The following is a 25624-nucleotide window of genomic DNA, read 5'->3' on the forward strand; positions in this document are numbered from 1 at the left end:
CCCTGCGCAGGCAGGGGCCCAATTTCCGGTGCGCTGCGACATTGGGCCCCTGCCTGCGCAGGGGCGACGGTGGTTCTTGTTTGTATGGCGGTACTGATCCGTCGGCGATGTTCATTCCGCCACGTCAAAATCGACCACCACCCTGTCCGTCGCCGGGAAACTCTGGCAGCTCAGCACGAAACCCCTTGCCACCTCGTAGTCTTCCAGCGCATAGTTGACGTCCATGTCCACGCTCCCTTCCCTCACCTTGCAGCGGCAGGTCGAGCACACGCCGCCCTTGCAGGAATAGCGCATGTCGATCCCGGCGCGCAGGCCGGCGTCGAGCAGGGATTCCTTGTCGCGGTCCATCGTGAAGCTGGCGTGGTTGCCGTCCATGATGACGGTGACCTCGGTCTGCTGCGCGGTTGCCCCCTCTTCCCGGCGCGGCGTACGCGGCGCCTGGGCCGAGGCAGCAGCGAACAGCTCGATGCGGATGCGCTCCTTCGGCATGCCGGCCTCCTGCAGCGCCCTGGAGACGCCGTGCATCATGTCTTCCGGCCCGCAGACGAAGGCGTAGTCGACGTCTTCCACGCGCAGCCAGCGCTGGAACAGCTGGCGGCACTTGTCCTCCGTGATGCGGCCGTTGAACAGCTCGATGTCCTGCTGCTCGCGGCTCATCACGTAGACGAGGTTCAGGCGCTCCATGTACTGGTCCTTCAGCTCGGCCAGCTCGTCGCGGAAGAGTACGGACGAGGACGCGCGGTTGCCGTACAGGACCGTGAAGCGGCTGTGCGGTTCGGACAGCAGCGTGGTCTTGACGATCGACAGGATCGGCGTGATGCCGCTGCCGGCCGCGAACGCCAGGTAGTGGCGCCGGCTGTCCGGCTCGAGCGGCAGGTTGAAGCGGCCTTCCGGCGGCATCACGTCGAGCACGGCGCCGGGCCGGATGGCGTCCATCGCCCAGCCGGAGAACAGGCCGCCCGGCACGCGCTTGATCGCCACGCGCAGATGGTCGTCCTGCACGGCGGCGCAGATGGAATAGGAACGGCGCACTTCCTCGCCGCCGATGGTCGCGCGCAGCGTCAGGTGCTGGCCCTGGCGGTAGGCGAACGTTTCCTTGAGGTGCGGCGGCACGTCGAAGGTGACGGCGATGGCGTCGCGCGTCTCGTGCTTCACCTGCGCCACGGCTAGAGAATGGAACTGGCTCATGTCGGCCTCAATGGCATTTGAAGTAATCGAAGGGCTCGCGGCAATCCAGGCACCCGTACAGCGCCTTGCAGGGCGTCGAGCCGAACCGGCTGGTCAGGCGCGTGCGCAGGGAGCCGCAGTGCGGGCAGGCGACGTCGGGGTCGCGGATCGCATGGCGCTTCACGCCGTGCCGCAGGCCGCTGATGTCGACCACCTGCTGCACGGGCGGCGCGATGCCGTAGCCGGTCAACGCGGCGCGGCCCGCCTCGCTCATCCAGTCGGTGGTCCAGGCCGGCGACAGGCGGGTCGCGATGCGCAGGCGCGCGACGCCGTGGGCACGCAGCGCGCGCTCGATGTCCTCGGCGATGACCTGCATGGCGGGGCAGCCCGAGTAGGTCGGGGTGATCGTCACCACGCAATCGCCGCTCGCGTCGTCGACGGCGACGTCGCGCACGATGCCCAGGTCGACGATGGAGACCACCGGGATCTCCGGATCCGCCACCTCGGCCAGCCAGGCCCAGACCCGGGCGCTGGTGAGCACGGGCGCATCCACGGCCATCACCATTCGGCGCCGGGGTAGGCGCGCTGCAGGAACTGCATCTCGGCCAGCACGTAGCCCAGGCGTTCCGAATGGCGGCCCTGCTTGCCGCCGCGCTGCATGAAGGCGTCCGGCGACGGCATGCGCAGCGTCGCTTCGTCCAGCACCTCGGCCACGTGCTCGAGGAAGGCGGCGCGCATCGGTGCGGCGGCGGGAGCCACGCCCTGCTCGACCATCGCCAGGTCGACGGCGTCGTAGGCGAAGGCCTCGCCCGTGAACGTCCACAATTCGTCGACGGCGTCCTGCATCTTGCGGTGGCTGGTGTCGGTGCCGTCGCCCAGGCGCACGACCAGGTCGCCGCTCCTGCGCAGGTGGTAGGTCACTTCCTTGATCGACTTTTCCGCGATCTCGCCGATGCGCCGGTCGCTGGAGGACAGCAGGCCGCGCATCAGGAAGTAGTGCCAGGCATCGAAGAAGAACTGGCGCACCATCGTCTGCGCGTAGTCGCCGTTGGGCTGCTCGACCAGCAGCAGGTTGCGGAACTCGCGCGTGTCGCGCAGGTAGGCCAGGCGGTCCTCGTCGCGGCCCTGCCCTTCCAGTTCGCCGGCATAGCTCAGCCACAAGCGGGTCTGGCCCAGCAGGTCGAGGGCGACGTTGGTCAGCGCCATGTCTTCTTCCAGCGCCGGACCCTTGCCGCACAGCTGGGACAGCTGCTGCGACAGGATCAGCGCGTTGTCGCCCTGCCGGAGCAGGTAGTCAAACTTGTTCGCGTCCATGGCCCGCTCACAGGTTCTTGACTTCTTCCGGCATCGGGAAGAAGGTCGGGTGGCGGTAGACCTTGCTGTTCGACGGCTCGAACAGCGCGTCCTTGTCTGCCGGGCTGGAGGCGACGATGTCGGCCGCGCGCGCGACCCAGATCGACACACCTTCGTTGCGGCGCGTGTAGACGTCGCGGGCATTGTTGATCGCCATCTCCGCATCCGGCGCATGCAGGCTGCCCACGTGCTTGTGGGCCAGGCCGTGCTGGCTGCGGATGAAGACTTCCCACAGGGGCCATTCCTTGCTCATTGTCTTGTCTCCGTATTCTTTTGGTGGCGCGTGGTCAAACCGGGGTCAGAGCCCTTGAACAGCAACACCGGGCTCTGACCCCTCCGCCTGCTTGTCCGCATACGCGTTCAAGGCTTCGCGGAACCAGGCGCCATCCTCGTAGGCCTTGACGCGCGTGCGCAGGCGCTCGCGGTTGCACGGGCCGTTGCCCTTCAGGACCTCGTGGAACTCGCTCCAGTCGATGGCGCCGAAGTCGTAGCTGCCGCGCGCCTCGTTCCACTTCAGGTCGGGGTCGGGGATCGTCAGGCCGAGGAACTCCGCTTGCGGCACGGTCTGGTCGACCATGCGCTGGCGCAGCTCGTCATTGGAGAACAGCTTGATGCGCCACTTGGCCGATTGCGCGCTGTTGACCGACTCCGCGTCCGACGGGCCGAACATCATCAGGGAAGGCCACCACCAGCGGTTCAGGGCGTCCTGTGCCATGGCCTTCTGCTCGGGCGTGCCTTGCGCCAGCTTCATCATGACGTCGTAGCCCTGGCGCGCATGGAAGGACTCTTCCTTGCACACGCGGATCATGGCCCGGGCATACGGCCCGTACGAGCAGCGGCACAGGGGAATCTGGTTGATGATGGCCGCGCCGTCGACGAGCCAGCCGATGGCGCCGATGTCGGCCCAGCTGAGCGTGGGATAGTTGAAGATGCTCGAGTACTTGGCCTTGCCCGCGTGCAGGGCCTCGAGCAGCTCGTCGCGCGACACGCCCAGCGTCTCGGCCGCGCTGTACAGGTACAGGCCATGACCGGCCTCGTCCTGGATCTTGGCCAGCAGGATCGACTTGCGCTTGAGCGTGGGCGCGCGCGTCACCCAGTTCCCTTCCGGAAGCTGGCCGACGATTTCCGAGTGCGCATGCTGGGAAATCTGGCGCACCAGCGTCTTGCGGTAGGCCTCCGGCATCCAGTCCTTGGGCTCGACCTTGATGCCCTCGTCGATGCGGGCCTGGAACGCCTGCTCCTCGGCGCTCATGTCTTCCTGGGACTGGACCTTCTTCAGGCCCGTCTCAACCATTTGTGCATACATGGCCGGTCTCCGTTTGTGTTCTGTTCGAATCCATAATACGATACAAGAATCGCGATGTATAGCCCAAATTTGAATCATGTCGACACGCGGCAAATCCGCGATAATCGGCACATCCTTGTTTTTGCAGAACACCATGACGACACGCACGGGCCCGCAGTGGATCGACCATTTCCTGACCACGGACCCGCCGCGCGCGAAGTCGCTGGTGATGACCATCTTCGGCGACGCCATCGTCCCGCACGGCGCGCGCCTGTGGCTGGGCAGCCTGATCGAGCTGGCGGCGCCGCTGGGCACGGCCGACCGCCTGGTGCGCACGAGCGTGTTCCGCCTGGTGCAGGAAGGCTGGCTCGTCGCCAGCCGCGAAGGACGGCGCAGCAGCTATGCGCTCGAACCGCAGGCGCGGCCGCGCTTCGAACGGGCAAACCGGCGCATCTACGCGCCGCCCGGGCTCGACTGGGACGGCGGCTGGACGCTGCTGCTGGCGCCGAACGGCAGCATCGACGCCGCCCTGCGCGCCGCCGTGCGCAAGGAACTCGCGTGGGAAGGTTTCGCCATGCTGGCGCCGGGCCTGCTCGCGCATCCGGGGGCGGATGCCGGCAGCGTGGCCGAGGTGGTGGGCCGCGTCGGCGGCACGGGGAAGATCTTCGTGTGCAAGGCCAGCGAACTGCCCGGCGTGGGCGCGCGGCCGCTGGGCGAACTGGTGGACGAAGGCTGGGACTTGTCCGGGGTGGCGGCGCAGTACCGCCACTTCATCGCGCAATTCGCGCCGCTGCTGGCCTGGCTGCAGGCCGGCCCGCCGCCGGACCCGCAGGACGCGTTCGCGCTGCGCACCCTGCTCGTGCACGCCTACCGCCGCGTGCAGCTGCACGACCCGATGCTGCCGCTGGCGCTATTGCCGGCGCCATGGCCGGGATCGGAAGCCTACGCGCTGGCGCAGGCGCTGTACCGGCTGCTGGCGGCGCCGGCGCAGGCGCACGTGCTGGCCGTGCTGCGCCGCGAGGACGAGGCGGCGCCGCCAGCGGACGCGGGCTACTACGCGCGCTTCGGCGGCCTGCGCCAGCGCGCGGGCGCCGTCAGCAATCCATCCCCGCCAGCTGCGCCACCGCCATCGGATCGCGGATCCGGTCCAGCGCCAGCTCCACGTTGAGGCCCGGCCAGACCAGGCAGGCGCCATGCAGGCACTCGACGCGGCACAGCTGCGCCACCGTCGCGTGCTCGAACCAGGGAAACAGCGCGAACGGCAGGTACAGCTCTTCCTCGCCCAGCCGCAGCCAGAAACCCTGGCGGTTCAGGCTCGTGATTTCCACGTGTTGCCAGCTGATCGCCTTCATTTCTCTCCCCTTCATGCAATAAAGCAAGAACGGTAGCAAAAGCATCATGGGCCGCTGTTGAGCCAGATCAGCCCCTTCAAGGGCGCCAGGGAAAGCGGGTATCATGCTCGCCTCGCACCTACAACAACAGGACACACCATGTCTATCAAGATCAGCAGCCGGTTCGACGCCGGCGCCATCGAGATCGTGAACGCCACGAGCGCCAACGCCATCGACCTGAACATCCGCAAGGATTCGCACGCCGACATCGCCCAGTGGTTCTACTTCCGCCTGCAGGGCGCGCAGGGTGAGCCTTGCACGATCCGCCTGCTCAACGCCGGCCAGTCCGCCTACCCGAAGGGCTGGGAAGACTACAACGCCATGGCCAGCTACGACCGCGTCAACTGGTTCCGCGTGCCGACGGGCTTCGACGGCCAGGTCCTGACGATCGAGCACACCCCGGCCATGGACAGCGTCTATTACGCCTACTTCGAGCCCTACTCCTGGGAACGCCACCTGGAGCTGCTGGACCGCGCGCAGCAGTCGGAGCACGTGCGCATGCTGGACCTGGGCTCGACCATCGACGGCCACGACCTGAACATGCTGGTGATCGGCGAGCCGGACGAGAACAAGAAGAAGGTCTGGGTCATTGCGCGCCAGCACCCGGGCGAGACGATGGCCGAGTGGTTCGTCGAAGGCATGCTCGACGCTCTGCTCGATCCGGCCCATCCGTTCGGCCGGCAGCTGTTGAAGGAGACCGTGTTCTACGTGGTGCCGAACATGAACCCGGACGGTTCCGTGCGCGGCAACCTGCGCACCAACGCGGCCGGCGCCAACCTGAACCGCGAATGGTTCGCGCCGTCGATGGAGCGTAGCCCGGAAGTCTTCCTGGTGCGCCAGAAGATGCACGAGACGGGCGTCGACCTGCTGCTCGACGTGCATGGCGACGAAGGCCTGCCCTACGTCTTCATCGCCGGCAGCGACGCGCTGCCGACCTTCACCGCCGAGCAGGCGGCCGCGCAGAAGGCATTCTCGGACGACTTCATGACCGCGAGCCCGGACTTCCAGGACGTCTATGGCTATCCGAAGGCGCCGTACACGGACGAAGTGCTGACCATGGGCTCGCCCTACGTGACCCACGCCTTCGGCTGCCTGTCGCTGACGCTGGAACTGCCGTTCAAGGACAATGCCAACGACCCGGATCCGCAAGTGGGCTGGGACGGCGCCCGCAGCAGCCGGCTTGGCGGCGCCGTGTTGCAGCCCGTGCTGCGCGCGATCCATGCGCTGAAGAAGTAAGGCCCTGCCTCGCGGGCAGGGAACCCGTTCCCCGCCGCCCTGTCAAAATCTCGACGCGTGTCGACAAGGGGGCGCTGTGGGAACGGTATATCGGCCGGGCGACGTCCCGGATGCGCGGGATGCGCCTCCCACCGGGCTGGCGCTCGGCGATTCCTGGTTCTGGCACGGCAGCCAGACCTTGCTGCACGCGCTGGTCGACCATCCGCGCACCGCGCCGGCCCATGCGGGCATCCGCCTTCTCGGCTTCAACGGCGCGCGCCTGAACGAATACATCGGCGACGGCCACTACGCCGGCGTGATCCGCACGCACCTCACTCCCGGCTTCCACTTCAGCGAGTTCTATGTCAGCGGTTTCGCCAACGACGCCCTCGAACACGCGCTGGGACTGCGCGACAACTGCGCGCGCGCGAGCGAGCCGGCCGCCTGCTTCTCGCCGGAGCGGCTCGACCTGCTGCTGCACCACGTCGACGAAGGGCTGAACGGCATCATCCGCACCATCCGCTGGGCCTACCGCAAGACCACCTGGCAGCAGCCGATCTTCCTGAACGGCTACGACTATCCGGTGCCGGACGGGCGCAGTTTCGTGAGCGCGCACGGGGGCTGGGTCACGGCGACGATGGACCGGGCCGGCGTGCGCGCCGACCTGGCCTTCCGCACGGAAGTCATGAAGCGCCTGATCGACGCCGTCAACGACGAGGTGCTGGCCGCGTGCCACGCGCCGCGCGAGCGGGTGTTCCACGTCGACAGCCGCGGCGTGCTGGCGACCGATGCGGCGCATTACCGCGACGACTGGGACAACGAGCTGTATCCGAGCGCGCAGGGCTTTCGCAAGCTCCTCGAACGCGCCTGGTTTCCCCGGCTGCGCCAGTTCGGCATCGTGGCATAGGAGGCAGGCGCTCGCGCGGCCCGCCGCAGGAAGGAACGGCGGGCGCCTGGCCCGCCGCGGGGATTACACGAAGGTGAAGACCTGCTCTTCCTTCAGGCGCGACTTCGGCAGCTTGGCATTGAAGTCGTCGTCGGCGTGGTAGCCCAGGCTCAGCACGAAGAGGCTGGTCAGCCCCTTGGCGCGCAGGCCGAATTCCTCGTCGATGGCCTTGGCGTCGACGCCTTCCATCGGCGTTGTGTCGACGCCCAGCGTGGCCGCGGCCAGCATCGTCGTGCCCAGCGCCAGGTAGACCTGCTTTTCCAGCCAGTGCGTCAGGTCCTTGCCCTGGAAGCGGTGCTGGTCGACGAAGAAGGCGCGGCCCTTGGCCTGGCCGGCCTTGGCGGCATCGTCGGCATAGCGGCCGTCGCGCTGTTCCTGGGACAGCAGCAGGTCCTGGTAAGCGGCATCGGCTTCCACGCGCGCGCAGAACACGATCACGTGCGAAGCCTGGGTGATCTTGGACGCATTGAACGCATAACCGCCCTGCGCGCCCTTGGCCACGCGCTCCTTGCCTTCCGGCGTGCTGGCGACGATGAAGTGCCAGGGCTGGGAGTTCACCGACGACGGGCTCAGGCGCAGCACTTCGAGGATCTGGCGCATGGTGTCTTCGGGCACCTTGCGGGTCGGGTCATAGGCTTTGGCGGTATAGCGGGTCTTGGCGGCGGAAACGATGTCCATGTTCTTCCTTTCTGACGATGGTGGCGATACAGCCTGATCTGTATCAACGGAGCATTATCGCCGGATCGCGGGATTCGTGTGCGGCATGCACTTCCCTGCCGCAGCCCACCGGCGGGAGCCGAAGGCTTACAGGTAGGTGAAGACCTGTTCCTTCTTCAGGCGCGACTTGGGCAGCTTGGCGTTGAAGTCGCCTTGGGCATGGTGGCCGAAGCTCAGCATCACCGAGGCCGTCAGGCCTTTTTCGTGCAGGCCGAATTCCTGGTCCAGGACCTTGGTGTCGATGCCTTCCAGCGGCGTGGTATCGACGCCCAGCACGGCGGCCGTCGTCATGGCGACACCGAGCGCCAGATAGACCTGCTTTTCCATCCAGTGCACGACGTCGCGGCCCTGATAGCGGTGCAGGTCGATGAAGTAGCTGCGGCCCGCGGCCCAGTTGCGCTTGGCCTCTTCATCGCTGTAGCGGCCGTCGCGCTGCTCCTGCGACAGCAGCAGGTCCTCGTAGCCGGCATCGACGCCGGTACGGACGCAGAACAGCACCACGTGCGACGCGGTGGTCACCTTGGGTTCGTTGAACGCGTACTCGCCATGGGTGCCCTTGGCCATGCGGGCCTTCGCTTCGGCCGTGGTGGCGACGATGAAATGCCAGGGCTGGGAATTCACCGAGGACGGGCTCAGGTGCAAGGCCTCGAGGATCTGGTGCATGACGTCGTCCGCAACAGGACGGTCCGTGTCGTAGATCTTTGCGGTATAGCGGCGCTTGGCGGCGGATACGATATCCATGGTTGACTACCTTTCTTTCGATTCGGAATACGGCCTTGCCGTAAGGGCTTGCATTATGAATCGGAAAGAAAGCAGTAAACGGCCCCAGCTATTTATAGCAAGTCTGCATTATTGAATAGCGGCCCCGGCGCGGCCATCAATTCCCCGCCACGACCATCTTCTCGATGAGGATCGACCCCGTCGACTTGTTGCCGCGCGTCAGCACATCATTGCCGATGGCGACGATGGACTGGAACATGTCCTTCATGTTGCCGGCGATGGTGATCTCCTCGACCGGATACTGGATGACGCCGTTCTCGACCCAGTAACCCGAGGCGCCGCGCGAATAGTCGCCCGTGACGTAGTTGGTGCCTTGTCCCATCAGTTCCGTGACCAGCAGGCCCGTGCCCATCTTGCGCAGCATGCCGGCGAAGTCGTCGGCGCGCTTCGTTTCCTTCGACGTCATGTCCAGGTTGTGCGAGCCGCCCGCGTTGCCGGTGGTCTGCATGCCCAGCTTGCGCGCCGTATAGGTGGACAGGAAGTAGCCCTGCAGGACGCCATTGTCGACGACCTTGCGGCGCTGGGTGCGCACGCCCTCTTCGTCGAACGGGGCCGAGCCGACGGCGCCGATCAGGTGCGGGTCCTCGACGATCTGGATGTGCGAAGGGAAGATGGACTGGCCCAGCGAATCGAGCAGGAAGCTCGACTTGCGGTACAGCGCGCCGCCCGACGTGGCCTGGACGAAGGCGCCCAGCAGGCCGGCGGCCAGCGGCGCCTCGAACAGCACGGGGCAGGTGCGGGTGTCGAGCTTCCTCGCGTTCAGGCGTGCCAGCGCGCGCTCGGCGGCGTAGCGGCCGATCTGCTCGGGATCGGCCAGTTTCTTCGGATCGCGCGCCGACGAGTACCAGTCGTCGCGCTGCATGTGGTTGCCGCGGCCGGCGATCGGCGCGACCGACAGCGTGTGGCGCGAGAACGGGTAGCCGGCGCAGAAACCGAGGCTGTTGGCGGCGACGAAATGCGATTGCTGCACGTAGACGCTGGCGCCTTCGCTATTGGTCACGCGCGGGTCGACGGCAAAGGCGGCCGCTTCGCAACGCTGGGCGATCTGCACGGCTTCCTCGGCATCGACCTGCCACGGATAGCACAGGCGCAGGTCGCGCGGCTTCTGTTCCAGCAGGTCGGCGTCCGGCAGGCCGGCGGCGGGATCCTCGGCGGTGAAGCGGGCGATGTTGTACGCCGCCTCCACGGTGGCACGCAACGATGCCGCGGAGAAATCGGAAGTGCTGGCGTGGCCGCGGCGCTGGCCGCTGTAGACCGTCACGCCGATGCCCTTGTCCTTGTTCTGCTCGATGGTCTCGACTTTGCCCTTGCGCACCGTCACCGCCAGGCCGCTGCCCTCGCTGATCTCGACGGAGGCGCTGGTGGCGCCGTTTTCCTTCGCGATCGCCAGCACGTCCCGTGCGAGCTGCTTGAGCTGGTCCTGAGTATGGGTGAAGACGGAGTCGTTCATGTGCGTGTTTTTCGAAAGCAGAGCCTAAAACAGTTATCATAGCAGCCGTTTACTGTTTTCACCGGCCGGGCCGTGCGCCCTGCCCAATCAAGACCAATCATGCCAAATGCAAACCGCGGCTCCGTCGGCTTCCGCTCCGACGAGTTCGACCAGGAATACGACCGCCCCTCCAAGTCGGAACTCAAGCGCCAGATGAACGACCTGCAAAAGCTCGGCGAGCAGCTCGTCGCCGAGCCGCGCGACCGCGTCAAGCGCACCCCCATGCCGGAAGAGCTGCGCGACGCGATCCTGATGTGCCAGAGCATCACCGACCACGGCGGCCGCCGCCGCCAGCTGCAATTCGTCGGCAAGATGATGCGCAAGCTGGACGACGAGGAAGTCGCCGTCATCCAGCGCACCATCGAAAGCTGGAAGGGCATGTCGAAGGCCGAGACGGCCGCCCTGCACGCGCTCGAGCGCCGCCGCGAAAAGCTGCTGGCCGACGACAACGCGCTGACCCAGCTGCTGGAAGAGCATCCGGAACTGGACGTGCAGCAGCTGCGCACCCTGATCCGCAACGCGCGCAAGGAACAGGCCGAGAACAAGCCGCCCAAGGCCTACCGCGAGATCTTCCAGATCCTGAAGGACCTGAACAAGAAGCCCAAGAAGGACGAAGCCGAAGAGGAAGGCGACGACGATGAGTCTGACGAATAAGGTGCAGGAACTGGTCATCGGCCTGGTCTCGGTCTCGGACCGCGCCAGCGGCGGCGTCTACGAGGACAAGGGCATCCCGGCCCTGCGCGAATGGCTGCAGGCGGCCCTCGCCACGCCGTTTCGCGTCGAGACCCGCCTGATTCCGGACGACCGCGCCAGCATCGAGGCGACGCTGGTCGAGCTGGTCGACACGGCCCGCTGCCACCTGGTGCTGACCACGGGCGGCACCGGCCCGGCGCGGCGCGACGTCACGCCGGAAGCGACCATCGCCGTGGGCACGAAGGAAATGCCGGGCTTCGGCGAACAGATGCGCCAGATCAGCCTGCACTTCGTGCCAACCGCGATCCTGTCGCGCCAGACCGCCGTGGTCCGCGAGACCGCCGACCACGCGGCCCTGATCATGAACCTGCCGGGCCAGCCGAAGTCGATCAAGGAAACGCTGGAAGGCCTGAAGGATGCCGGCGGTAACACCATCGTGGGCGGCATCTTCGCGGCCGTCCCCTATTGCATCGACCTGATCGGCGGCCCGTACAGCGACACCAACCCGGACGTCGTGAAGGCCTTCCGCCCGAAATCGGCGCAGCGCCCGAATAGCAACTGAGCGCCGCCCACAACGAGGACACCCCATGAGCGCACTGCTCGAACACATCCAGGTAGAAACCAGCGACAACCCGGAAATCGCCGTCATCTGGATGCACGGCCTGGGCGCGGACGGCAACGACTTCGTGCCGATCGTGAAGGAACTGGACCTGGCCGGCCTGCCCGGCATCCGCTTCATCTTCCCGCATTCGCGCATGATGCCCGTCACGATCAACAACGGCTACGTGATGCGCTCGTGGTACGACATCTCGAACGCCGACCTGATCCGGCGCGAAGACGAGAACGGCCTGCGCGCCTCGCAGAAGGACATCGAAGCCTTCATCGCGCGCGAGAAGGAACGGGGCATCCCGGCCTCGCGCATCGTGCTGGCCGGCTTCTCGCAGGGTTGCGCGATGACGATCCAGACCGGCCTGCGCCATCCGGAAACGCTGGCGGGCCTGTTGTGCCTGTCCGGCTATGCGCCGCTGGGCGACAAGCTGGCAGCCGAAAGCACGCCCGCCGCGCGCGCCACGCCCGTCTTCATGGCGCACGGCGAGTACGACAACGTCGTCCCCTTCGCCCGCGCGCAGGCCTCGCGCGACCTGCTCGTCTCGCTGGGCTGCCAGGTCGAATGGCACCAGTACGCGATGCAGCACACCGTGTGCCTGGAAGAGGTGCAGCACATCTCGGCCTGGCTGAAAAAGATCCTGGGGTAAGCGATGGCGAAGAAAGAAGAGAAGCTCGACGAGGAAACGATGGCGCTGATCCACTGGTGCATCGAAGTCGAACACCACCTGGTCGCCGGCGGCGCCACCCAGGCCCAGGCCCAGGAACACATCGAGGAACAGATCGAGTGGTTCACCGACCTGTTCTACGACAACCTCACGCCCGAAGAGGCGGCAAAGGAAGCGCTGGCTTGAGCCTGCCCGCTTGATCGTCGTCCCCGCGAAGGCGGGGATCCAATGTTGCGTGCGTAGCGACAGCGCTTGCGAAATCGGACCCCTGCCTGCGCAGGGGTGACGGCATCAGGCCGCTTCCTGCTGCGCGTTGCGCTCGTCGTACGCCGCGCGCGCCTCGACGATGTCGGCGCGGTGCGCCTGCGTCCACGTGTACACGGACGCGAACAGCTTGCCCAGGCTGCGCCCCAGCGCCGTGATCTCGTACTCGACCGCCACCGGCGAGACGGGAATCACGCGCCGCTCGACCATGCCGTTGCGCTCCAGCCGGCGCAGGCATTGCGTCAGCGTCTTCTGCGTCACGCCGTCGAGGCGGTGCTTGAGCGCGTTGAAGCGCAGCGGCCCGTCCCACAGCGCCTTCAGTACCAGCATCGTCCATTTGTCCAGCAACTGGTCCAGCAGCGCGCGTCCCTCGCTGCAGCTGCCCACGTCCCCCACGTCCCGCACGTCCTTCTCCATCCCCGTTCTCCTCCTAGGTTTCCGCGCGCCTACCTGGTCGCCGCAAAGTGCCTTCTTGACACCAAGTATATCCAAGATACCATACCCGTACATCTCAACAGGAGGCTGCCCATGACGACTTCTCCCACCGACGTGCTGTTCCAGCCACGCCGCATCAAGAACCTGGCACTGAAGAACCGCATCGTGATGGCACCGATGACGCGCAACTTCGCGCCGAACGGCGTGCCCGATGCCGCCATCGCCGAATACTACCGCCGCCGCGCCGCCGCCGACGTCGGCCTGATCCTCTCGGAGGGCACGACCATCGCCCGCCCGGCATCGAAGAACCTGCCGCGCATCCCGGACTTCCACGGCGCCGCCCTGGACGGCTGGAAGCACGTGATCGACGCCGTGCACGGCGCCGGCGGCAAGATGGGCCCGCAGCTCTGGCACGTGGGCGCCGTCGCCAGCGGCATCTCCGACTGGACGCCGGACGCCACGCCGGAAGGCCCGTCGGGCCTGGCGGCCCCCGGGACCCCGCGCGGCAAGGCGATGAGCGACGAGGACATCGCCGACACCATCGCCGCATTCGCCGCCGCCGCCGCGGATGCGAAAAAGCTCGGCTTCGACACCTTCGAGATCCACGGCGCCCACGGCTACCTGATCGACCAGTTCTTCTGGAGCGGCACCAACGAACGCAGCGACCGCTGGGGCGGCGCCACCATCGGCGAACGCAGCCGCTTCGCCGCCGAGGTGATCAAGGCGATGCGTGCCGCGGTGGGCCCCGACTACCCGATCATCCTGCGCGTGAGCCAGTGGAAGCAGCAGGACTACAAGGCGCGCCTGGCCGCGACGCCGGACGAGATGACGCAATGGCTGCTGCCATTGGTCGAGGCGGGCGCCGACGTGCTGCACTGCTCGCAGCGCCGCTTCTGGGAAGCCGAGTTCCCCGAGATCGACGGCGAGGACGGCCTGAACTTCGCCGGCTGGGCCAAGAAGCTGACCGGCGCGGCCACCATCAGCGTGGGCTCCGTCGGCCTGGACGGCGAGTTCCTGGCCAGCTTCGGCGGCAAGGGAGCGGCGCCGGCCAGCCTCGACAAGCTGCTGGCGCGCATGGAGCGCGACGAATTCGACCTGATCGCCGTCGGCCGCGCCCTGCTGTCCGACGCCCGCTGGGCCAGCAAGATCAAGGCCGGCGAGCGCGAGGGCCTGAAGCCGTTCGAGGCGAGCGCGATGGCGACGCTGGACTGAGTCCGCTCTGCACCTACATCCCGCGGAACAGGTGCTGGAAGCGCTGGCTGACCGGCAACCGCGCCGGATGGCCGCGCAGGTGCAGCCATAGCGCGCCATCCTCGGCACGCGCGGCGCTTGCGATGCGGCGCACGCCCACCGTATAGCCGCGGTGGATCTGCCAGAAGGCATTCGGGTCGAGCGTCTCGCCCAGTTCCTTCAGGCTCAGGCGGATGTGCGCCTCCAGCTTGTCCGTCACCACGCGCGTGTATTTGGCGTCGGCGCAGAAGTAGACGACGTCGGCCAGGTCGATGAAGTGGATGGTCGTGCCCACCGTCGCCTGCAGCCACGACGGCGCCGGTTTCGCGTGCGCGGACAGGTGCGGCGCATCGGCCTCCACGTCGCGCGCCGCCAGCCGGCTGCGTGCGCGCTCCAGGGCGCGCGCCAAACGCTCCATCCCGATCGGTTTCAGCACGTAGTCGACGGCGCCTTCGTCGAAGGCGTCCAGCGCATGTTCTCCATACGCCGTCACGAACACCACATGGGTGCGCGCGCCGAACACGCGCGCCAGCTCCAGTCCGTCCAGCCCGGGCATGCGGATGTCCAGGAAGGCCACGTCGAACGCCGTCGCGCGCGCCTGGCGCAGCGCCTCGATGCCGTCGCCGGCCTCGGTGATGGCCGCTTCCGGCCACAGGCGCGCCAGCGCGTCGATCAGTTCGGCCCGCAGCAGCGGTTCGTCGTCGGCGACGAGGATGCGCGCCGCGCTCATGCCGCCATCTCCAGGTTCCGGTCCAACGGCAGCACGAGCACGGCTTCGGTCATGCCCGCCTCCGTGCGCGCGAGGCTGAAGCGCGCGTCTGTTCCGTACAGCGCCTGCAGCCGCTGGCGCAGGTTGTGCAGCCCGACGCCGCCCCCCGGCGCCGGACCGGCGCCCGTCAGGCCGGCACCGTCGTCGGCCACCGCGATGCGCAGCATGGCGCCCTGGCGCTGCGCACCAAGCGCGATGCGCACCGGACCCGGCTTCGGCTCCAGCCCGTGGCGCACGGCGTTTTCCACCAGCGTCATCAGGAGCAGCGGCGGCATCGCGCAGCCGGCCAGTGCGGGCGGGCAGTCGAGGCGATAGCTCAGACGTTCGCCGAAGCGGATCGCCATCAGCGCCAGATAGTGGCCGGCCAAGTCGAACTCGCGGCCCAGCGTGGAGGCGCGGCTGCGCATGTCGGGCAGCGCACCGTGGAGCCAGGCGATCAGGTGCTCCAGCATCTGCACGGCGCGCTCCGGGTCGGTGCGCGCGAGGTAGCGCGTGTTCGCCAGCGTGTTGTACAGGAAGTGCGGCTCGATCTGGGCCTGCAGCGCCTTCAATTCCGCGGCCTGCGCGGCCTGGCGCAGTTCGGCGAGCAGCTGGGCGTGGGCGCGCACGTGGCGCTGCCACAAGGGCAGGCCGAGGAGCGCGGTGCCGATGCCGAAGGCGCAGGCGACGAGCTGCAGGTCGGGGAGCTGCTGCAGGTGCAGCGACGTCGTCCAGGTCCGGTACAGGGCCAGCGCGCCGGCCGTGCCGGCCGCCGTCGCCGCCGGCAGCGCGATCCACGCATGCCACCAGGCGAACCGCGGCCCGGCCAGGCGCGCCAGCGCGAGCAGCGCCAGGCAACCCGCCAGCGCGGGCAGCAGGATCGCCGCGAACAGGGCGAGCAGCGCCTGCCGATGCAGGAAGGCGGCGCCGGCGACGAACAGCAGCAGCAAGGCCAGGCTCGCCAATCCCTGGCGCGGGGAGCAGCCATACAGCCGGCGCACGGCAGGGCCAGCGCCGGCGCCGGCGCCGGGGAGCATGCCGAATGCCGTCGGCGCGTTCACAGGGTCGGCGCGGTCGGCAACGGACGGCGCGGGCCGAAGCTGTCGACCGGCACGTCCTGGCCGACCTTCTCGAACGACAGCTGGTCGATCCACACGCTGCCCGTGCCGTCGCCGATGACGCCGAAGATGATCGACGCCGCGTCCGTCGGTACGTCCAGCACGACGCTGCGCTCCTGCCAGTCGGTAGTGCCCTTGATCGGCTTGTCATGGCTGTTGTAGAACGCCAGGCTGCCGCGGGTAGCGCCGTCGATGCGCATCCACAGGCCGGCCCAGTTGCCGATGTCCGCGGTACGCACGCGGGCCCGGAAGCGGATGCGCTGGCCGAGATAGTCCTGCGCCGAAATCTGCTGGTACAGCGCGGCCCAGGCCTTGGCATCGTCCGTCTTGTTGCGCAAGAACTTGGCGCCGCGGAAGCCGTCGGACTGATCGATGCCGGCAATGAATTTATCCGGATTCTTGCCCGTGATGCCCCATTGCGCCGGCAGGGGTTCCGGTGCCGCGGCCAGGGCCATGACGGACGTTGCCGCGATGGCGGCGGCCAGGACGTACTGCGGTTTCATATCTTCTCCATTCATCGGGTTGCGGTACACGTACTATCGCGCGCCGCGGCGACCCCGGTGACGCCATGCGACGAACGCCGTCGCGGCGCCGACGAGCGCGGCGCCGTGCCGACGAACTAGTCCGGCAACGGCGCGACCCCGGTCGGCGGCGCTTCCGTGCGCGCCGTGTTCATCACCATGGCCAGGAAGGTGTAGTAGCCGTTCACGCCCATCAGGTCGACCACGCCCTGCTCGCCGAACAGCGCCAGCGCGTCGGCATAGACGCGGTCCGATACCTGCCTGGTCCGGTGCAGCTCGGTGCAGAAGTCGACCACGACCGCCTCGTCCACCAGCATCGCCTGCGGCCGTTCGCGCCGCGCGATGGCGTCGATGACGTCCTGGGGAATGCCGACCTGGCGCGCGATGGGCGCGTGGATCGCCCATTCGACCTGCTGGTCCCATTCGCGCGCGGTGACGAGGATCGCCAGTTCGGACAGGCGCACGCCGATGGCGCTGCGGTAGCGCAGGTACTCGCCCAGACGCTGGGCATATCCCATCAGCTCGGGGCTGCGCAGCAGCGGGATGAAGGGGCCGTAGAGGCCGCCGCGCGGCCCGTTGACGATCTCCTGGGCGGCGGCGCGCTGGGCATCGGTCCAGTCTTCCGGCGGGATCGGGCGGAGGCGGTCGGTCATGGCGTTGTAAATGTTGTCCGGGCGAAAAATACTCGCATGCCCTGCGGCAAAAATCAAAGGAAACCAGCGGGTTCGCGCTTATTGTCAAGCGTCAACACCAACGTCCACTTCGATCGGGAGACCGCCATGAGCCGCATCCTCCACCGCAGCCTGCGCCACACGCCGCCCCGCGCGGCCGGCGGCGAAGGCATCGTCCTGCGCGACACGCACGGCCGCAGCTACCTCGATGCCAGCGGCGGCGCAGCCGTGTCCTCGCTGGGACACGCCCATCCGGACGTGATCGCCGCCCTGCACCGCCAGATCGACCGCTGCGCCTACGCGCACACGGCCTTCTTCACCACCGACGTGGCCGAGGAGCTGGCCGAGCGCCTCGTCGCCAACGCACCCGCGGGCATCGGCGGCGTCTACCTCGTCTCGGGCGGTTCGGAAGCGGTGGAGACGGCGCTGAAGCTGGCGCGCCAGTACTTCGTCGAAGCCGGGCAGCCCCAGCGCGCACTGTTCATCGCGCGCCGCCAGAGCTACCACGGCAACACGCTGGGCGCGCTGGCCGTCGGCGGCAACGAATGGCGGCGCGCGCCCTTCGCGCCGCTGCTGGCCGACGTGGCGCGCGTGTCGGCCTGCTACGCCTACCGCGGACGGGAGCACGGCCAGACGCTCGACGGCTACACGGCCATGCTGCTGGACGAGCTGGAAGCGGCGATCCTGCAGGCCGGCCCGCAACGCGTGATCGGCTTCGTCGCCGAACCCGTGGTGGGCGCGACCGGCGGCGCGATCCCGCCCACGCCCGGCTACTTCCGCGGCGTGCGCGCGCTGTGCGACAAGTACGGCATCCTGTTCATCGCCGACGAAGTCATGTGCGGCATGGGCCGCACCGGCACCATGTACGCGATCGAGCAGGACGGCGTGGCGCCCGACCTGGTCACCATCGCCAAGGGCCTCGGCGCCGGCTACCAGCCGATCGGCGCCGTGCTGGTCAACGGCGCCATCGTCGAATGCCTGCGCGCCGGCAGCGGCGCCTTCCTGCACGGGCATACCTATGTGGGCCATCCGGTGGCCGCCGCCGCTGCGCTGGCCGTGCAGCAGGTGATCGAACGCGACGACCTGCTGGCCCAGGTACGCAAGCGCGGCGCCTCGCTGCGGCGCATGCTGGACGAGGCGTTCGAGGACCATCCCCATGTGGGCGACATCCGAGGGCGCGGGCTGTTCCTGGCGCTGGAACTGGTGCGCGATCGCGCAGGCAAGGAGCCGTTCGATCCGGCCGTCAAGCTGCACGCGGCGATCAAGGACAAGGCGATGCAGAACGGGCTGCTGGTATATCCGATGGGCGGGACGATCGACGGCAGGCGCGGCGACCACGTGCTGCTGGCGCCGCCATTCATCGCGAGCGAGGCGGAGCTGGCGGAGATCGTGGGGAGGTTGAGTGAGTCGGTGGACAGCGCGTTGAAATCGGTCGCGCTATAAAGACGCTCGCGCTGAACAACGTCGTCCCCGCGAAGGCGGGGATCCAAGTTCGAAGCGTTGCGAGTACGCCTGCAAATTGGGTCCCCGCCTGCGCGGGGACGACGGTCTTGAAGCAGCGTGCCGGAATTACGCCTTCGGAAACGCCACCACTTCCTGCTGCTGCTCGCCCAGGCCGGCGATGCCGAGGCGCAGCGTGTCGCCCTTCTTGAGGAAGCGCTGCGGGCTGCGGCCCAGGCCCACGCCCGGCGGCGTGCCGGTGGTGATGATGTCGCCCGGCTCCAGCGTCATGAAGCGCGACAGGTAGCTGACGATCTGGGCGACCGAGAAGATCATGTTCGACGTGTTCCCGGTCTGCATGCGCTTGCCGTTCAGTTCCAGGTACAGGTCGAGGTCCTGCACATCGAAGATCTCGTCCTTGGTCACGAGGAACGGACCGACGGGACCGAAGGTGTCGCAGCCTTTCCCCTTGTCCCACTGCGAGCCCATCTCGAACTGGAAGGCGCGCTCCGAGACGTCGTTCACGACGCAGTAGCCGGCCACGTATTTCAGCGCGTCGGCCTCGCTCACGTATTGCGCGCGGGTGCCGATGACGACGCCCAGTTCCACTTCCCAGTCGGTCTTCTTCGAGCCCTGCGGCAGCTGGATCGGATCGTCGGGGCCGGACAGGCTGCTGGTGGCCTTCATGAACAGGATCGGTTCCTTGGGAATCGGCGCGCCCGTTTCGGCGGCATGGTCGGCGTAGTTCATGCCGATGCCGATGAACTTGCCGACACCCTTGACGGGCACGCCGAAGCGCGGGTTGCCGCGTACCAGCGGCAGCGTCTTCCAGTCGACCTTGGCCAGCTTGCGCAGCGATTTTTCCGACAGCACCTCGCCGCCGATGTCGTCGATGATGCCGGACAGGTCGCGCAAGCGGCCTTCCTCGTCGAACAGGCCCGGCTTTTCCTTACCGGGGCGACCGTAGCGAACCAATCTCATAGTCTTCCTTCTGGGTGAGCATAGCAATCCCGCATTTTACCGGACGCCGTCGAAGGAAGTACCAGACCAGCCCGGGCAGCTGCACCGCCACCAGCGCGCCGAACGCGACGCGGTAGGCCAGCGCCGGGTAATGGCCGCCAGCGCTGGCCGGCCACAGGCCGACCACCTGGCCGAAGCCCGCCTGCGCCAGGAACGCGCCGACGAAGATCAACAGGTTCAGGCAGGTGGCCGCCCTTCCGGTCAGCTCGCGCGGCAGGCTTTGCGCGACGATCGCGTACTCGATGCCGGTGATGGTACCCACCAGCGTGAACAGCACCGACAGCACCTGCAGGCTGGGCGCCCAGTTGCACACGATGGCCGCCTGCACCAGCACGAACAGCACGATGCCGGCCGCCGCCACGTCCAGCGCCGCGATGCCACGCCTGGCCGCCCACTCGGTGACCATGCCCACCGCGATCGCGCCAACGATCACCGAGGCCATGCCCATGTAGAGCAGGTAGGCGACGGCGCCGTCCGGAAAGCGCGCCACGTCGGACAGCCAGCGCCCGATCCACAGGCCCTGGATGCCGAAGAACACGGCATGCGGCACCAGCACCAGCGCGATCGTGGTGCGGAAGGCCGGGGCGCGCACCACGTCGAGCAGCGAGTCCAGCGTCGGCACGGCGGGCGAGGTCGCGCCCGCCGGCGCGGCTCGCGGCGTGACCAGCCAGATCAGCACGCCCGAGCCGGCCGTCAGCAACGCCATCAGCACGAACAGGCTGCGCCAGTCCGTATGCTCGAGCAGCATGCGCACCGGCACGGTCGCCGAGGCGGCGCCCAGGCCGCCGGCCGCGATCAGGTAGCCCTGGACCGTCGGCAGGCGCGCGGGCGGGATCCACGTCGAGATCGCCTTCACGGCCGACATGAAGCAGCCGCCCAGGCCGGCGCCGATGACGGCGCGCGCCAGCACCAGCTGGCCGTAGCCGGTGCCGCGCGCGAACAGCAGCGCGCCCGATGCCGCCAGCAGCATCAGCACGAGCTGCACGCGGCGCGGCCCGTAGCGGTCCAGCGCGATCCCCACGGGCAGCTGGGCCAGCGCGAAGGCAAGGAAGAAGGCGCTGGTGAGCAGCCCCAGGTCGCCCGGACCCAGCGCCAGCTCGCCCATGAGATGGGGCGCCAGCACCGCATTCACGTTGCGCAGCAGCGAGGACAGGTAGTGGCCCAGCGCGAACGGCAGGAAGACGTAGATGAATACCGTCGCGCCTTGCATGGGCGCCTGGGCGCGGTCGCCGTCCATGGGGACGCTCGGCTCAGGCGGCATCGGGCTGGCTGTCGCTGGCGCGGCGGTCGTGCTGGCGCGGCGCCGGCAGGATCGGCACCACGCGGCCGGCCGGGCCATGGCCGGCATCGTCGCCTTCGAAGAAGAACTTCTTGCGCCCGAACGCCGGCACCAGGTGGTCGAGCCAGGTGGCCTGCGGATCGTACTTGGCGAAGAACGGCTTGCGCACCCAGGCGGGATTGCGGGCCTGCAGGAACTGCAGCGCGAACAGCTTCTCGCCGTTGATGGTAACGACGCCGTCGATCACGACCTTGCCGGGGAAGGCGCTCATCGACGGCCCGCGCGCGGTGCGCGACAGGCCCGAGACCATGCTGTAGGCGGACTGGAAGATCTCGTGGGCGCGCGCCAGCGGCAGCGAGAAGTACTCGCGCGGCCCGGTGTCGCGCTCGACGAACATGTAGTACGGGATCGCGCCCAGCCGCACCCCCGTGGTCCACAGCTCGGCCCAGCTGGCGGGATCCTCGTTGATGTGGCGGATCAGCGGCCCCTGCATGCGCAGCGTGGCGCCGGTGCCGACGATGCGCTTGACGGCCTGCTGGGCCACCGGCTGGCGCAGCTCCACGGCATGGTTGTAGTGCCCCATCAGCGCCAGGTTCTTGCCGGATGCGACCACCTTCTCGAACAGGCGCAGCAAATCGTCCGCGTCCTTGTCGGACACGAAGCGTTGCGGCCAGTACGCGACCGACTTGGTGCCGATGCGGATGTTCTGGATGTGCGCCAGCTCCGGCTTGAGCAAGGGCTCGATGAATTCGGCGAGAGAGCGCGTATTCATGATCATCGGGTCGCCGCCAGTGATCAGGACGTCGGTCACGTCCGGATGCGTGGCCAGGTAGGACACGAGTTCCGTGCATTCGCGCGCATCGAACTTCATCTCTTCCATGCCCACGAACTGCGGCCAGCGGAAGCAGAAGGTGCAGTAGGCGTGGCAGGTCTGGCCCGAGCTCGGGAAGAACAGCACGGTCTCCTTGTACTTGTGCTGCAGGCCCTTGAGCGGCGCGTCGTTCACGCGCGGGACATTGTGCGTCATCTGGCCGGCCGGATGCGGGTTCATGCGCATGCGGATGTCGTGCACCAGCTTCGCGATGGCCGCCTCGTCCTTCCTGAACAGCACCAGGTCGCGCAGCTGCTCGTACTCGCGTGCCGGCAGCATGTCGCGGTGCGGAAAGGTCAGGCGGTAGATCGGATCGTCCGGGATCCTGCTCCAGTCGATCAGCTGTTCCATCACGTATTCGTTGGTGCGGAACGGCAGCACATGGGACACCACTTGTACGGCTTCCTGCAACTCGGGGCTCATCCACTGCCATTGGCGGGCATGCACGATCGACTGGCGGGTGTAGGGCTTGAACTTCGCTGGCGTCGCTTCGGTACTCACGGGAGTCTCCAGACGGTTAGGTTGCGTGGAAGGTGGGTTGACATGAAGAATCTATTTCCTGCGGGAACTAATAGTAGTCAGCAGGTTGGCGGAGGGAGTTGCCACGAATCAAGTGTGTCGGTGTGTGGGCGAACATCATGCGCATTATCAGCCTTGTCCTTGCGCGCGCACACCTCGAGCTGATTGCGCGATCGCAACAGGGGGCTGGACAGCGCGACGTAGAGTACGAAATGCAATTAGGAAACATCCCAGCCCATGAAAGGATTTCCCATGAAACTGCTCGCCATTACTGCCGCCCTGTGCCTTGCCTGCGCCCCGGCGCTGGCCAACGAACCGACCGAGAAGGATGCGATCGCCATGGCCGAACGTGGCGCCACGCTGATCAAGGCCAAAGGCAAGGAAGAGATGATGAAACGGATCAACGCCAAGGATCCGGACTTCGTCCAAGGCTCGCTGTATGTCGACCTGCGTGACGTCAAGACCGGCATCGTGCTGGCCCACCCCTACAACCCCTCGATCGTCGGCAAGGATCTCACCGACGTGCCCGATGCGAACGGCAAGAAGTACCGCCGCGAGATCATCGAACTGGCCGCGAGCAAGGGCAAGGGCTGGGTCGACTACCAGTACAAGAACCCGACCACCGGCAAGATCGAACCGAAGACCACCTACATCCTGCTCGTCGACGGCGTCGTGCTGGAAGCGGGCCTGTACAAGAAGTGATGCGCAGCGATGCGGGAACGGCCGCGCCATTTTTCTAGCGGGAGCAAAGAATGCTGAACAAACTGCGAATCGGTCCGAAGCTGCTGCTGGCCCCGAGCCTGGTGCTGGCGCTGCTGTTGATGCTGTCCGGCGCCGCCTACTACGGCATGGTGCGCCAGAACGCATCGCTGGAAAACATGGTGCAGGTGCGCGCCGCGCGCCTGAAGGACGTGGCCGACGTGGCCGGCGACGCCAAGTACGTCCACGCCAACGCCTACCAGCTGCTGGCCTGGGTCAGCGGCAGCTTCGCCAGGAACCGGCTGGATGCCCTGGCGGCCGACATCGGCACGCGCCACGCCGCCATCAAGGCCAGGCTCGACGACCTGGCGCGCGTCGCCGAGGGCGCGGAGCGCGCGCCGGTCGAGGCCTCGCTGGCGGCGCTGGCCGCCTACCGCAAGGGCGTGCAGGAGACCATCGAGATGGCCCAGGTCGACCAGTCGATCGCGACCAACTCGATGCAGAAGGCGGAAAAGGAATTCGGCATCCTGAACGGCCAGCTGGCCCACCTGGCCGCGCTGGAAAAGACGCTCAGCGAACAGGCCTACGCCGCCGCGCGCGCCGAATTCCACACGCTGGGCACGACGATGGCGGGCCTCGTGCTGCTGTCGATCGCGCTGTCGCTGGCCGTGACGATGCTGGTGCGGCGCGCCATGCTGCGCGACATCGGCGCGATCTCCGGCGTCGTGCGCGAACTGGCCGAGGGACGGCTGGGCACCAGCGCCAACAATGCCGGCAACGACGAGATCGCGGACACCTCGCGCGCCCTCGACCAGACCATCTCGAACCTTAACCGCACGCTGCGCAGCGTGCTCGATGCGGTGCGTTCGATCGACACGGCGTCGAAGGAAATCGCCAGCGGCAACCTGGACCTGTCCACGCGCACCGAGATGCAGGCCGGCTCGCTGCAGCAGACCGCCAGCGCGATGGAAACGCTGACCCATGCCGTGAAGGGCAATGCCGACAATGCGCGCCTGGCCACCGAACTGTCGGCCGAGGCGGCGCGCCTGGCCGGCAGCGGCGGCCAGGCCGTGGACCGCGCGGTGGCGACCATGGAATCGATCCGCGCCAGCTCGCGCAAGATCGTCGAGATCATCGGCGTCATCGACGGCATCTCGTTCCAGACCAACCTGCTGGCCCTGAACGCGGCGGTGGAAGCGGCGCGCGCCGGCGAACAGGGACGCGGCTTCGCGGTTGTCGCCAGCGAGGTGCGCACGCTGGCGCAGCGCTCGGCCTCGGCGGCCCGGGAGATCAAGGCGCTGATCGCCGACTCCGTCGCGATCATCGACAACGGCAGCGCGTCGGTCGACGAAGCCGGCGCCAGCATGGGCAGCGTGGTCGCCTCGGTGCAGCAGGTGAACGACATCATCAAGCGCATCAGCGCGGCCAGCGACGAACAGGCCCAGGGCATCGCCGAAGTGAACCTCGCCGTCGGCCACATGGACGACATGACGCAGCAGAATGCGGCGCTGGTCGAGCAGGCCGCGGCGGCCGCCACCAGCCTGCACGAGCAGACCCTCAACCTGGCGCGCGCCGTCTCGGTATTCCAGATCGACGGCGTGGAAACCATCGTCCAGGAAGAGGATGCATCCGCCGGCGGCGCCATCGCCGCCACCGAGCGCCGTTCCGCCGGCAGCCCGATGCGCGTGCGGCCCGCGCTGGAACACCAGCCGCGCAAGGCGGAGCGCCCGCGCCGGGTCGCCAACGGCTAGATTCGCGAAAAGAGCGCCGTCGTTCCCGCGCAGGCGGGAACGACGGCATCAACGGAACGGCTTGCTCACCCAGCGCGAGCCGGCCAGGCCGAAGCGCCATGGCACGTCGACCGCCTTCGAGATGCCGATGCGCGGTCCGGCCACCACCTCGATCCCTTCACCGGCCGGCGCCAGCGCGAACGGCGCGCTGTCCAGCGCGTGGCCGTTGAGCGCGCGCGTCACGCCCAGCGCCTGGCACAGTTTTCCCGGTCCGGAACACAACAGCCACTCGTCCGCGGTGCCGCGCCGCTCGCGCATCGTGTCCAGCCCCGCCACCGGTTCCAGCGCACGGATCAGCACACCGGCACCGTGTCCCTCTTCGCGGCAGACGAAGTTCAGGCACCAGTGGATGCCGTAGGAGCGGTACACATAGGCATGGGCCGGCGGACCGAACATCGCAAAGTTACGGTCGGTCGGCCCCGTGTAGCTGTGCGAGGCGGGATCCTCGCCGTCGTAGGCTTCCGTTTCCACGATCCTGCCGCCGACGCCGTCGACGAGTACCGTCACGCCGATCAGCTGGCGCGCCACGACGTGGGAGGGCGCGGAGAAATCGATACCGATGAGTGTAGATAATGACATGTAGCGATTTTATAACGGCAAAAAACGAACGGTCGCACTGTCGAATTTGCTACATTCAGGCAATACTTTGCTGCAACTTCCGCGCAGCTGGTGTACAGTGTCGACCTTGTAGATATTTCTTTGCGGCATC

29 protein-coding genes are annotated in these 25624 nt (G+C 67.6%); 11 read left to right on the top strand and 18 right to left on the bottom strand.

Going from position 1 to position 25624, the window contains the following annotated elements:
• Positions 1–111: 111 nt before the first annotated feature.
• The 5 genes from paaE to paaA are packed head-to-tail and all read right to left on the bottom strand — an operon-like array spanning position 112 to position 3826.
• Entirely contained in the window at positions 112–1188 is a 1077-nt protein-coding gene (paaE, locus tag ACI1V7_RS21225) for a 1,2-phenylacetyl-CoA epoxidase subunit PaaE (protein ID WP_404533839.1), read from the bottom strand.
• Between the two features lie 7 nt (positions 1189–1195).
• Positions 1196–1732: a 1,2-phenylacetyl-CoA epoxidase subunit PaaD gene (gene paaD / locus ACI1V7_RS21230; protein ID WP_404533840.1), complete on the bottom strand. Its 537-nt coding sequence runs from the start codon at positions 1730–1732 to the stop codon at positions 1196–1198.
• Positions 1726–2481 (bottom strand): 1,2-phenylacetyl-CoA epoxidase subunit PaaC, encoded by a 756-nt coding sequence (paaC, locus tag ACI1V7_RS21235; RefSeq protein ID WP_404533841.1) that lies wholly within the window; start codon positions 2479–2481, stop codon positions 1726–1728. Before paaC ends, paaD begins: the two co-directional genes overlap by 7 nt.
• 7 nt (positions 2482–2488) lie before the next feature.
• Positions 2489–2773 (bottom strand): 1,2-phenylacetyl-CoA epoxidase subunit PaaB, encoded by a 285-nt coding sequence (gene paaB, locus ACI1V7_RS21240; protein ID WP_290415359.1) that lies wholly within the window; start codon positions 2771–2773, stop codon positions 2489–2491.
• Positions 2774–2818: 45 nt separating this feature from the next.
• Entirely contained in the window at positions 2819–3826 is a 1008-nt protein-coding gene (paaA, locus tag ACI1V7_RS21245; protein ID WP_404533842.1) for a 1,2-phenylacetyl-CoA epoxidase subunit PaaA, read from the bottom strand.
• 133 nt (positions 3827–3959) lie between these two features.
• On the opposite strand from paaA, the gene paaX reads away from it, so the two are divergent.
• Positions 3960–4973 (top strand): phenylacetic acid degradation operon negative regulatory protein PaaX, encoded by a 1014-nt coding sequence (gene paaX, locus ACI1V7_RS21250; RefSeq protein WP_404533843.1) that lies wholly within the window; start codon positions 3960–3962, stop codon positions 4971–4973.
• On the opposite strand, the gene ACI1V7_RS21255 is transcribed toward paaX, so the two are convergent.
• Positions 4900–5157, bottom strand: coding sequence for a DUF2442 domain-containing protein (locus tag ACI1V7_RS21255; protein ID WP_404533844.1), 258 nt, complete (start codon positions 5155–5157; stop codon positions 4900–4902). The genes paaX and ACI1V7_RS21255 overlap by 74 nt on opposite strands.
• A 138-nt stretch (positions 5158–5295) precedes the next feature.
• On the opposite strand from ACI1V7_RS21255, the gene ACI1V7_RS21260 reads away from it, so the two are divergent.
• Both ACI1V7_RS21260 and ACI1V7_RS21265 read left to right on the top strand, forming a co-directional pair.
• Positions 5296–6432, top strand: a complete 1137-nt coding sequence (locus tag ACI1V7_RS21260; RefSeq protein WP_404533845.1) for a M14 family metallopeptidase — start codon at positions 5296–5298, stop codon at positions 6430–6432.
• Positions 6433–6508: 76 nt separating this feature from the next.
• Positions 6509–7318: a hypothetical protein gene (locus ACI1V7_RS21265; protein WP_404533846.1), complete on the top strand. Its 810-nt coding sequence runs from the start codon at positions 6509–6511 to the stop codon at positions 7316–7318.
• A 63-nt stretch (positions 7319–7381) separates the two neighbouring features.
• Here ACI1V7_RS21265 and nfsB (ACI1V7_RS21270) read toward each other — a convergent pair whose 3' ends face one another.
• The 3 genes from nfsB (ACI1V7_RS21270) to pmbA form a co-directional block, all read right to left on the bottom strand.
• Entirely contained in the window at positions 7382–8035 is a 654-nt protein-coding gene (gene nfsB, locus ACI1V7_RS21270) for an oxygen-insensitive NAD(P)H nitroreductase (protein WP_404533847.1), read from the bottom strand.
• A 126-nt stretch (positions 8036–8161) separates the two neighbouring features.
• Positions 8162–8815, bottom strand: coding sequence for an oxygen-insensitive NAD(P)H nitroreductase (nfsB, locus tag ACI1V7_RS21275; RefSeq protein WP_404533848.1), 654 nt, complete (start codon positions 8813–8815; stop codon positions 8162–8164).
• Positions 8816–8951: 136 nt separating this feature from the next.
• A complete protein-coding gene (gene pmbA, locus ACI1V7_RS21280; protein ID WP_404533849.1) occupies positions 8952–10304 on the bottom strand; it encodes a metalloprotease PmbA in 1353 nt (450 codons plus the stop codon).
• 99 nt (positions 10305–10403) lie between these two features.
• Here pmbA and yjgA point away from each other — a divergent pair, with 99 nt between their 5' ends.
• From yjgA to ACI1V7_RS21300, 4 genes are read left to right on the top strand one after another with little or no spacing between them, the layout of a single operon-like run.
• Positions 10404–10997 (top strand): ribosome biogenesis factor YjgA, encoded by a 594-nt coding sequence (yjgA, locus tag ACI1V7_RS21285; protein ID WP_404533850.1) that lies wholly within the window; start codon positions 10404–10406, stop codon positions 10995–10997.
• On the top strand, positions 10981–11598 hold the full coding sequence (gene mog, locus ACI1V7_RS21290) for a molybdopterin adenylyltransferase (RefSeq protein ID WP_404533851.1): 618 nt from the start codon (positions 10981–10983) through the stop codon (positions 11596–11598). Before yjgA ends, mog begins: the two co-directional genes overlap by 17 nt.
• A 25-nt stretch (positions 11599–11623) precedes the next feature.
• On the top strand, positions 11624–12292 hold the full coding sequence (locus ACI1V7_RS21295; protein ID WP_404533852.1) for an alpha/beta hydrolase: 669 nt from the start codon (positions 11624–11626) through the stop codon (positions 12290–12292).
• A gap of 3 nt (positions 12293–12295) precedes the next feature.
• Positions 12296–12496 (top strand): hypothetical protein, encoded by a 201-nt coding sequence (locus tag ACI1V7_RS21300; protein ID WP_404533853.1) that lies wholly within the window; start codon positions 12296–12298, stop codon positions 12494–12496.
• Positions 12497–12601: 105 nt separating this feature from the next.
• Here ACI1V7_RS21300 and ACI1V7_RS21305 read toward each other — a convergent pair whose 3' ends face one another.
• Positions 12602–12991: a winged helix-turn-helix transcriptional regulator gene (locus ACI1V7_RS21305; protein ID WP_404533854.1), complete on the bottom strand. Its 390-nt coding sequence runs from the start codon at positions 12989–12991 to the stop codon at positions 12602–12604.
• A gap of 111 nt (positions 12992–13102) precedes the next feature.
• Here ACI1V7_RS21305 and ACI1V7_RS21310 point away from each other — a divergent pair, with 111 nt between their 5' ends.
• Positions 13103–14221, top strand: coding sequence for an NADH:flavin oxidoreductase (locus tag ACI1V7_RS21310; protein WP_404533855.1), 1119 nt, complete (start codon positions 13103–13105; stop codon positions 14219–14221).
• A gap of 13 nt (positions 14222–14234) precedes the next feature.
• Here ACI1V7_RS21310 and ACI1V7_RS21315 read toward each other — a convergent pair whose 3' ends face one another.
• From ACI1V7_RS21315 to ACI1V7_RS21330, 4 genes are all read right to left on the bottom strand, one after another.
• Complete coding sequence (locus ACI1V7_RS21315) at positions 14235–14969, bottom strand: LytR/AlgR family response regulator transcription factor (RefSeq protein ID WP_404533856.1); 735 nt, start codon at positions 14967–14969, stop codon at positions 14235–14237.
• Entirely contained in the window at positions 14966–16024 is a 1059-nt protein-coding gene (locus ACI1V7_RS21320; RefSeq protein WP_404533857.1) for a sensor histidine kinase, read from the bottom strand. Before ACI1V7_RS21320 ends, ACI1V7_RS21315 begins: the two co-directional genes overlap by 4 nt.
• A gap of 20 nt (positions 16025–16044) precedes the next feature.
• Entirely contained in the window at positions 16045–16608 is a 564-nt protein-coding gene (locus tag ACI1V7_RS21325) for a transcriptional regulator (RefSeq protein ID WP_404533858.1), read from the bottom strand.
• 116 nt (positions 16609–16724) lie between these two features.
• Complete coding sequence (locus ACI1V7_RS21330) at positions 16725–17279, bottom strand: carboxymuconolactone decarboxylase family protein (protein ID WP_404533859.1); 555 nt, start codon at positions 17277–17279, stop codon at positions 16725–16727.
• Between the two features lie 126 nt (positions 17280–17405).
• On the opposite strand from ACI1V7_RS21330, the gene ACI1V7_RS21335 reads away from it, so the two are divergent.
• Positions 17406–18740 (top strand): aspartate aminotransferase family protein, encoded by a 1335-nt coding sequence (locus ACI1V7_RS21335; RefSeq protein ID WP_404533860.1) that lies wholly within the window; start codon positions 17406–17408, stop codon positions 18738–18740.
• A gap of 126 nt (positions 18741–18866) precedes the next feature.
• On the opposite strand, the gene ACI1V7_RS21340 is transcribed toward ACI1V7_RS21335, so the two are convergent.
• From ACI1V7_RS21340 to ACI1V7_RS21350, 3 genes are read right to left on the bottom strand one after another with little or no spacing between them, the layout of a single operon-like run.
• Positions 18867–19718, bottom strand: a complete 852-nt coding sequence (locus ACI1V7_RS21340) for a fumarylacetoacetate hydrolase family protein (RefSeq protein WP_404533861.1) — start codon at positions 19716–19718, stop codon at positions 18867–18869.
• Entirely contained in the window at positions 19687–20994 is a 1308-nt protein-coding gene (locus ACI1V7_RS21345; protein ID WP_404533862.1) for an MFS transporter, read from the bottom strand. The genes ACI1V7_RS21340 and ACI1V7_RS21345 overlap by 32 nt, the downstream gene beginning before the upstream one ends.
• Before the next feature lie 13 nt (positions 20995–21007).
• Positions 21008–22330 (bottom strand): KamA family radical SAM protein, encoded by a 1323-nt coding sequence (locus ACI1V7_RS21350; RefSeq protein ID WP_404534171.1) that lies wholly within the window; start codon positions 22328–22330, stop codon positions 21008–21010.
• A gap of 348 nt (positions 22331–22678) precedes the next feature.
• Here ACI1V7_RS21350 and ACI1V7_RS21355 point away from each other — a divergent pair, with 348 nt between their 5' ends.
• Together ACI1V7_RS21355 and ACI1V7_RS21360 are read left to right on the top strand one after the other, a co-directional pair.
• On the top strand, positions 22679–23128 hold the full coding sequence (locus ACI1V7_RS21355) for a cache domain-containing protein (protein ID WP_404533863.1): 450 nt from the start codon (positions 22679–22681) through the stop codon (positions 23126–23128).
• Between the two features lie 50 nt (positions 23129–23178).
• Entirely contained in the window at positions 23179–24876 is a 1698-nt protein-coding gene (locus ACI1V7_RS21360; RefSeq protein ID WP_404533865.1) for a methyl-accepting chemotaxis protein, read from the top strand.
• A 48-nt stretch (positions 24877–24924) separates the two neighbouring features.
• Here the strand turns inward: ACI1V7_RS21360 and ACI1V7_RS21365 are convergent, their stop codons facing one another.
• Positions 24925–25494, bottom strand: a complete 570-nt coding sequence (locus ACI1V7_RS21365) for a DNA-3-methyladenine glycosylase (RefSeq protein WP_404533866.1) — start codon at positions 25492–25494, stop codon at positions 24925–24927.
• Positions 25495–25624 lie beyond the last annotated feature (130 nt).

The organism is Massilia paldalensis, assembly GCF_044901715.1.
Classification (GTDB): Bacteria; Pseudomonadota; Gammaproteobacteria; order Burkholderiales; family Burkholderiaceae_D; genus Telluria; species Telluria paldalensis.

Coding starts and splice junctions, on each gene's coding strand:
- pmbA (WP_404533849.1), bottom strand. CDS start 10,304: ATGAACGACTCCGTCTTCACCCATACTCAGGACCAGCTCAAGCAGCTC.
- yjgA (WP_404533850.1), top strand. CDS start 10,404: ATGCCAAATGCAAACCGCGGCTCCGTCGGCTTCCGCTCCGACGAGTTC.
- ACI1V7_RS21320 (WP_404533857.1), bottom strand. CDS start 16,024: ATGCTCCCCGGCGCCGGCGCCGGCGCTGGCCCTGCCGTGCGCCGGCTG.
- ACI1V7_RS21305 (WP_404533854.1), bottom strand. CDS start 12,991: ATGGAGAAGGACGTGCGGGACGTGGGGGACGTGGGCAGCTGCAGCGAG.
- paaE (WP_404533839.1), bottom strand. CDS start 1,188: ATGAGCCAGTTCCATTCTCTAGCCGTGGCGCAGGTGAAGCACGAGACG.
- ACI1V7_RS21360 (WP_404533865.1), top strand. CDS start 23,179: ATGCTGAACAAACTGCGAATCGGTCCGAAGCTGCTGCTGGCCCCGAGC.
- ACI1V7_RS21310 (WP_404533855.1), top strand. CDS start 13,103: ATGACGACTTCTCCCACCGACGTGCTGTTCCAGCCACGCCGCATCAAG.
- ACI1V7_RS21295 (WP_404533852.1), top strand. CDS start 11,624: ATGAGCGCACTGCTCGAACACATCCAGGTAGAAACCAGCGACAACCCG.
- ACI1V7_RS21315 (WP_404533856.1), bottom strand. CDS start 14,969: ATGAGCGCGGCGCGCATCCTCGTCGCCGACGACGAACCGCTGCTGCGG.
- nfsB (WP_404533847.1), bottom strand. CDS start 8,035: ATGGACATCGTTTCCGCCGCCAAGACCCGCTATACCGCCAAAGCCTAT.
- paaX (WP_404533843.1), top strand. CDS start 3,960: ATGACGACACGCACGGGCCCGCAGTGGATCGACCATTTCCTGACCACG.
- paaB (WP_290415359.1), bottom strand. CDS start 2,773: ATGAGCAAGGAATGGCCCCTGTGGGAAGTCTTCATCCGCAGCCAGCAC.
- ACI1V7_RS21325 (WP_404533858.1), bottom strand. CDS start 16,608: ATGAAACCGCAGTACGTCCTGGCCGCCGCCATCGCGGCAACGTCCGTC.
- ACI1V7_RS21355 (WP_404533863.1), top strand. CDS start 22,679: ATGAAACTGCTCGCCATTACTGCCGCCCTGTGCCTTGCCTGCGCCCCG.
- ACI1V7_RS21330 (WP_404533859.1), bottom strand. CDS start 17,279: ATGACCGACCGCCTCCGCCCGATCCCGCCGGAAGACTGGACCGATGCC.
- ACI1V7_RS21335 (WP_404533860.1), top strand. CDS start 17,406: ATGAGCCGCATCCTCCACCGCAGCCTGCGCCACACGCCGCCCCGCGCG.
- mog (WP_404533851.1), top strand. CDS start 10,981: ATGAGTCTGACGAATAAGGTGCAGGAACTGGTCATCGGCCTGGTCTCG.
- ACI1V7_RS21365 (WP_404533866.1), bottom strand. CDS start 25,494: ATGTCATTATCTACACTCATCGGTATCGATTTCTCCGCGCCCTCCCAC.
- ACI1V7_RS21345 (WP_404533862.1), bottom strand. CDS start 20,994: ATGGACGGCGACCGCGCCCAGGCGCCCATGCAAGGCGCGACGGTATTC.
- paaA (WP_404533842.1), bottom strand. CDS start 3,826: ATGTATGCACAAATGGTTGAGACGGGCCTGAAGAAGGTCCAGTCCCAG.
- ACI1V7_RS21340 (WP_404533861.1), bottom strand. CDS start 19,718: ATGAGATTGGTTCGCTACGGTCGCCCCGGTAAGGAAAAGCCGGGCCTG.
- ACI1V7_RS21300 (WP_404533853.1), top strand. CDS start 12,296: ATGGCGAAGAAAGAAGAGAAGCTCGACGAGGAAACGATGGCGCTGATC.
- paaC (WP_404533841.1), bottom strand. CDS start 2,481: ATGGACGCGAACAAGTTTGACTACCTGCTCCGGCAGGGCGACAACGCG.
- nfsB (WP_404533848.1), bottom strand. CDS start 8,815: ATGGATATCGTATCCGCCGCCAAGCGCCGCTATACCGCAAAGATCTAC.
- ACI1V7_RS21350 (WP_404534171.1), bottom strand. CDS start 22,330: ATGAGCCCCGAGTTGCAGGAAGCCGTACAAGTGGTGTCCCATGTGCTG.
- ACI1V7_RS21255 (WP_404533844.1), bottom strand. CDS start 5,157: ATGAAGGCGATCAGCTGGCAACACGTGGAAATCACGAGCCTGAACCGC.
- ACI1V7_RS21260 (WP_404533845.1), top strand. CDS start 5,296: ATGTCTATCAAGATCAGCAGCCGGTTCGACGCCGGCGCCATCGAGATC.
- paaD (WP_404533840.1), bottom strand. CDS start 1,732: ATGGTGATGGCCGTGGATGCGCCCGTGCTCACCAGCGCCCGGGTCTGG.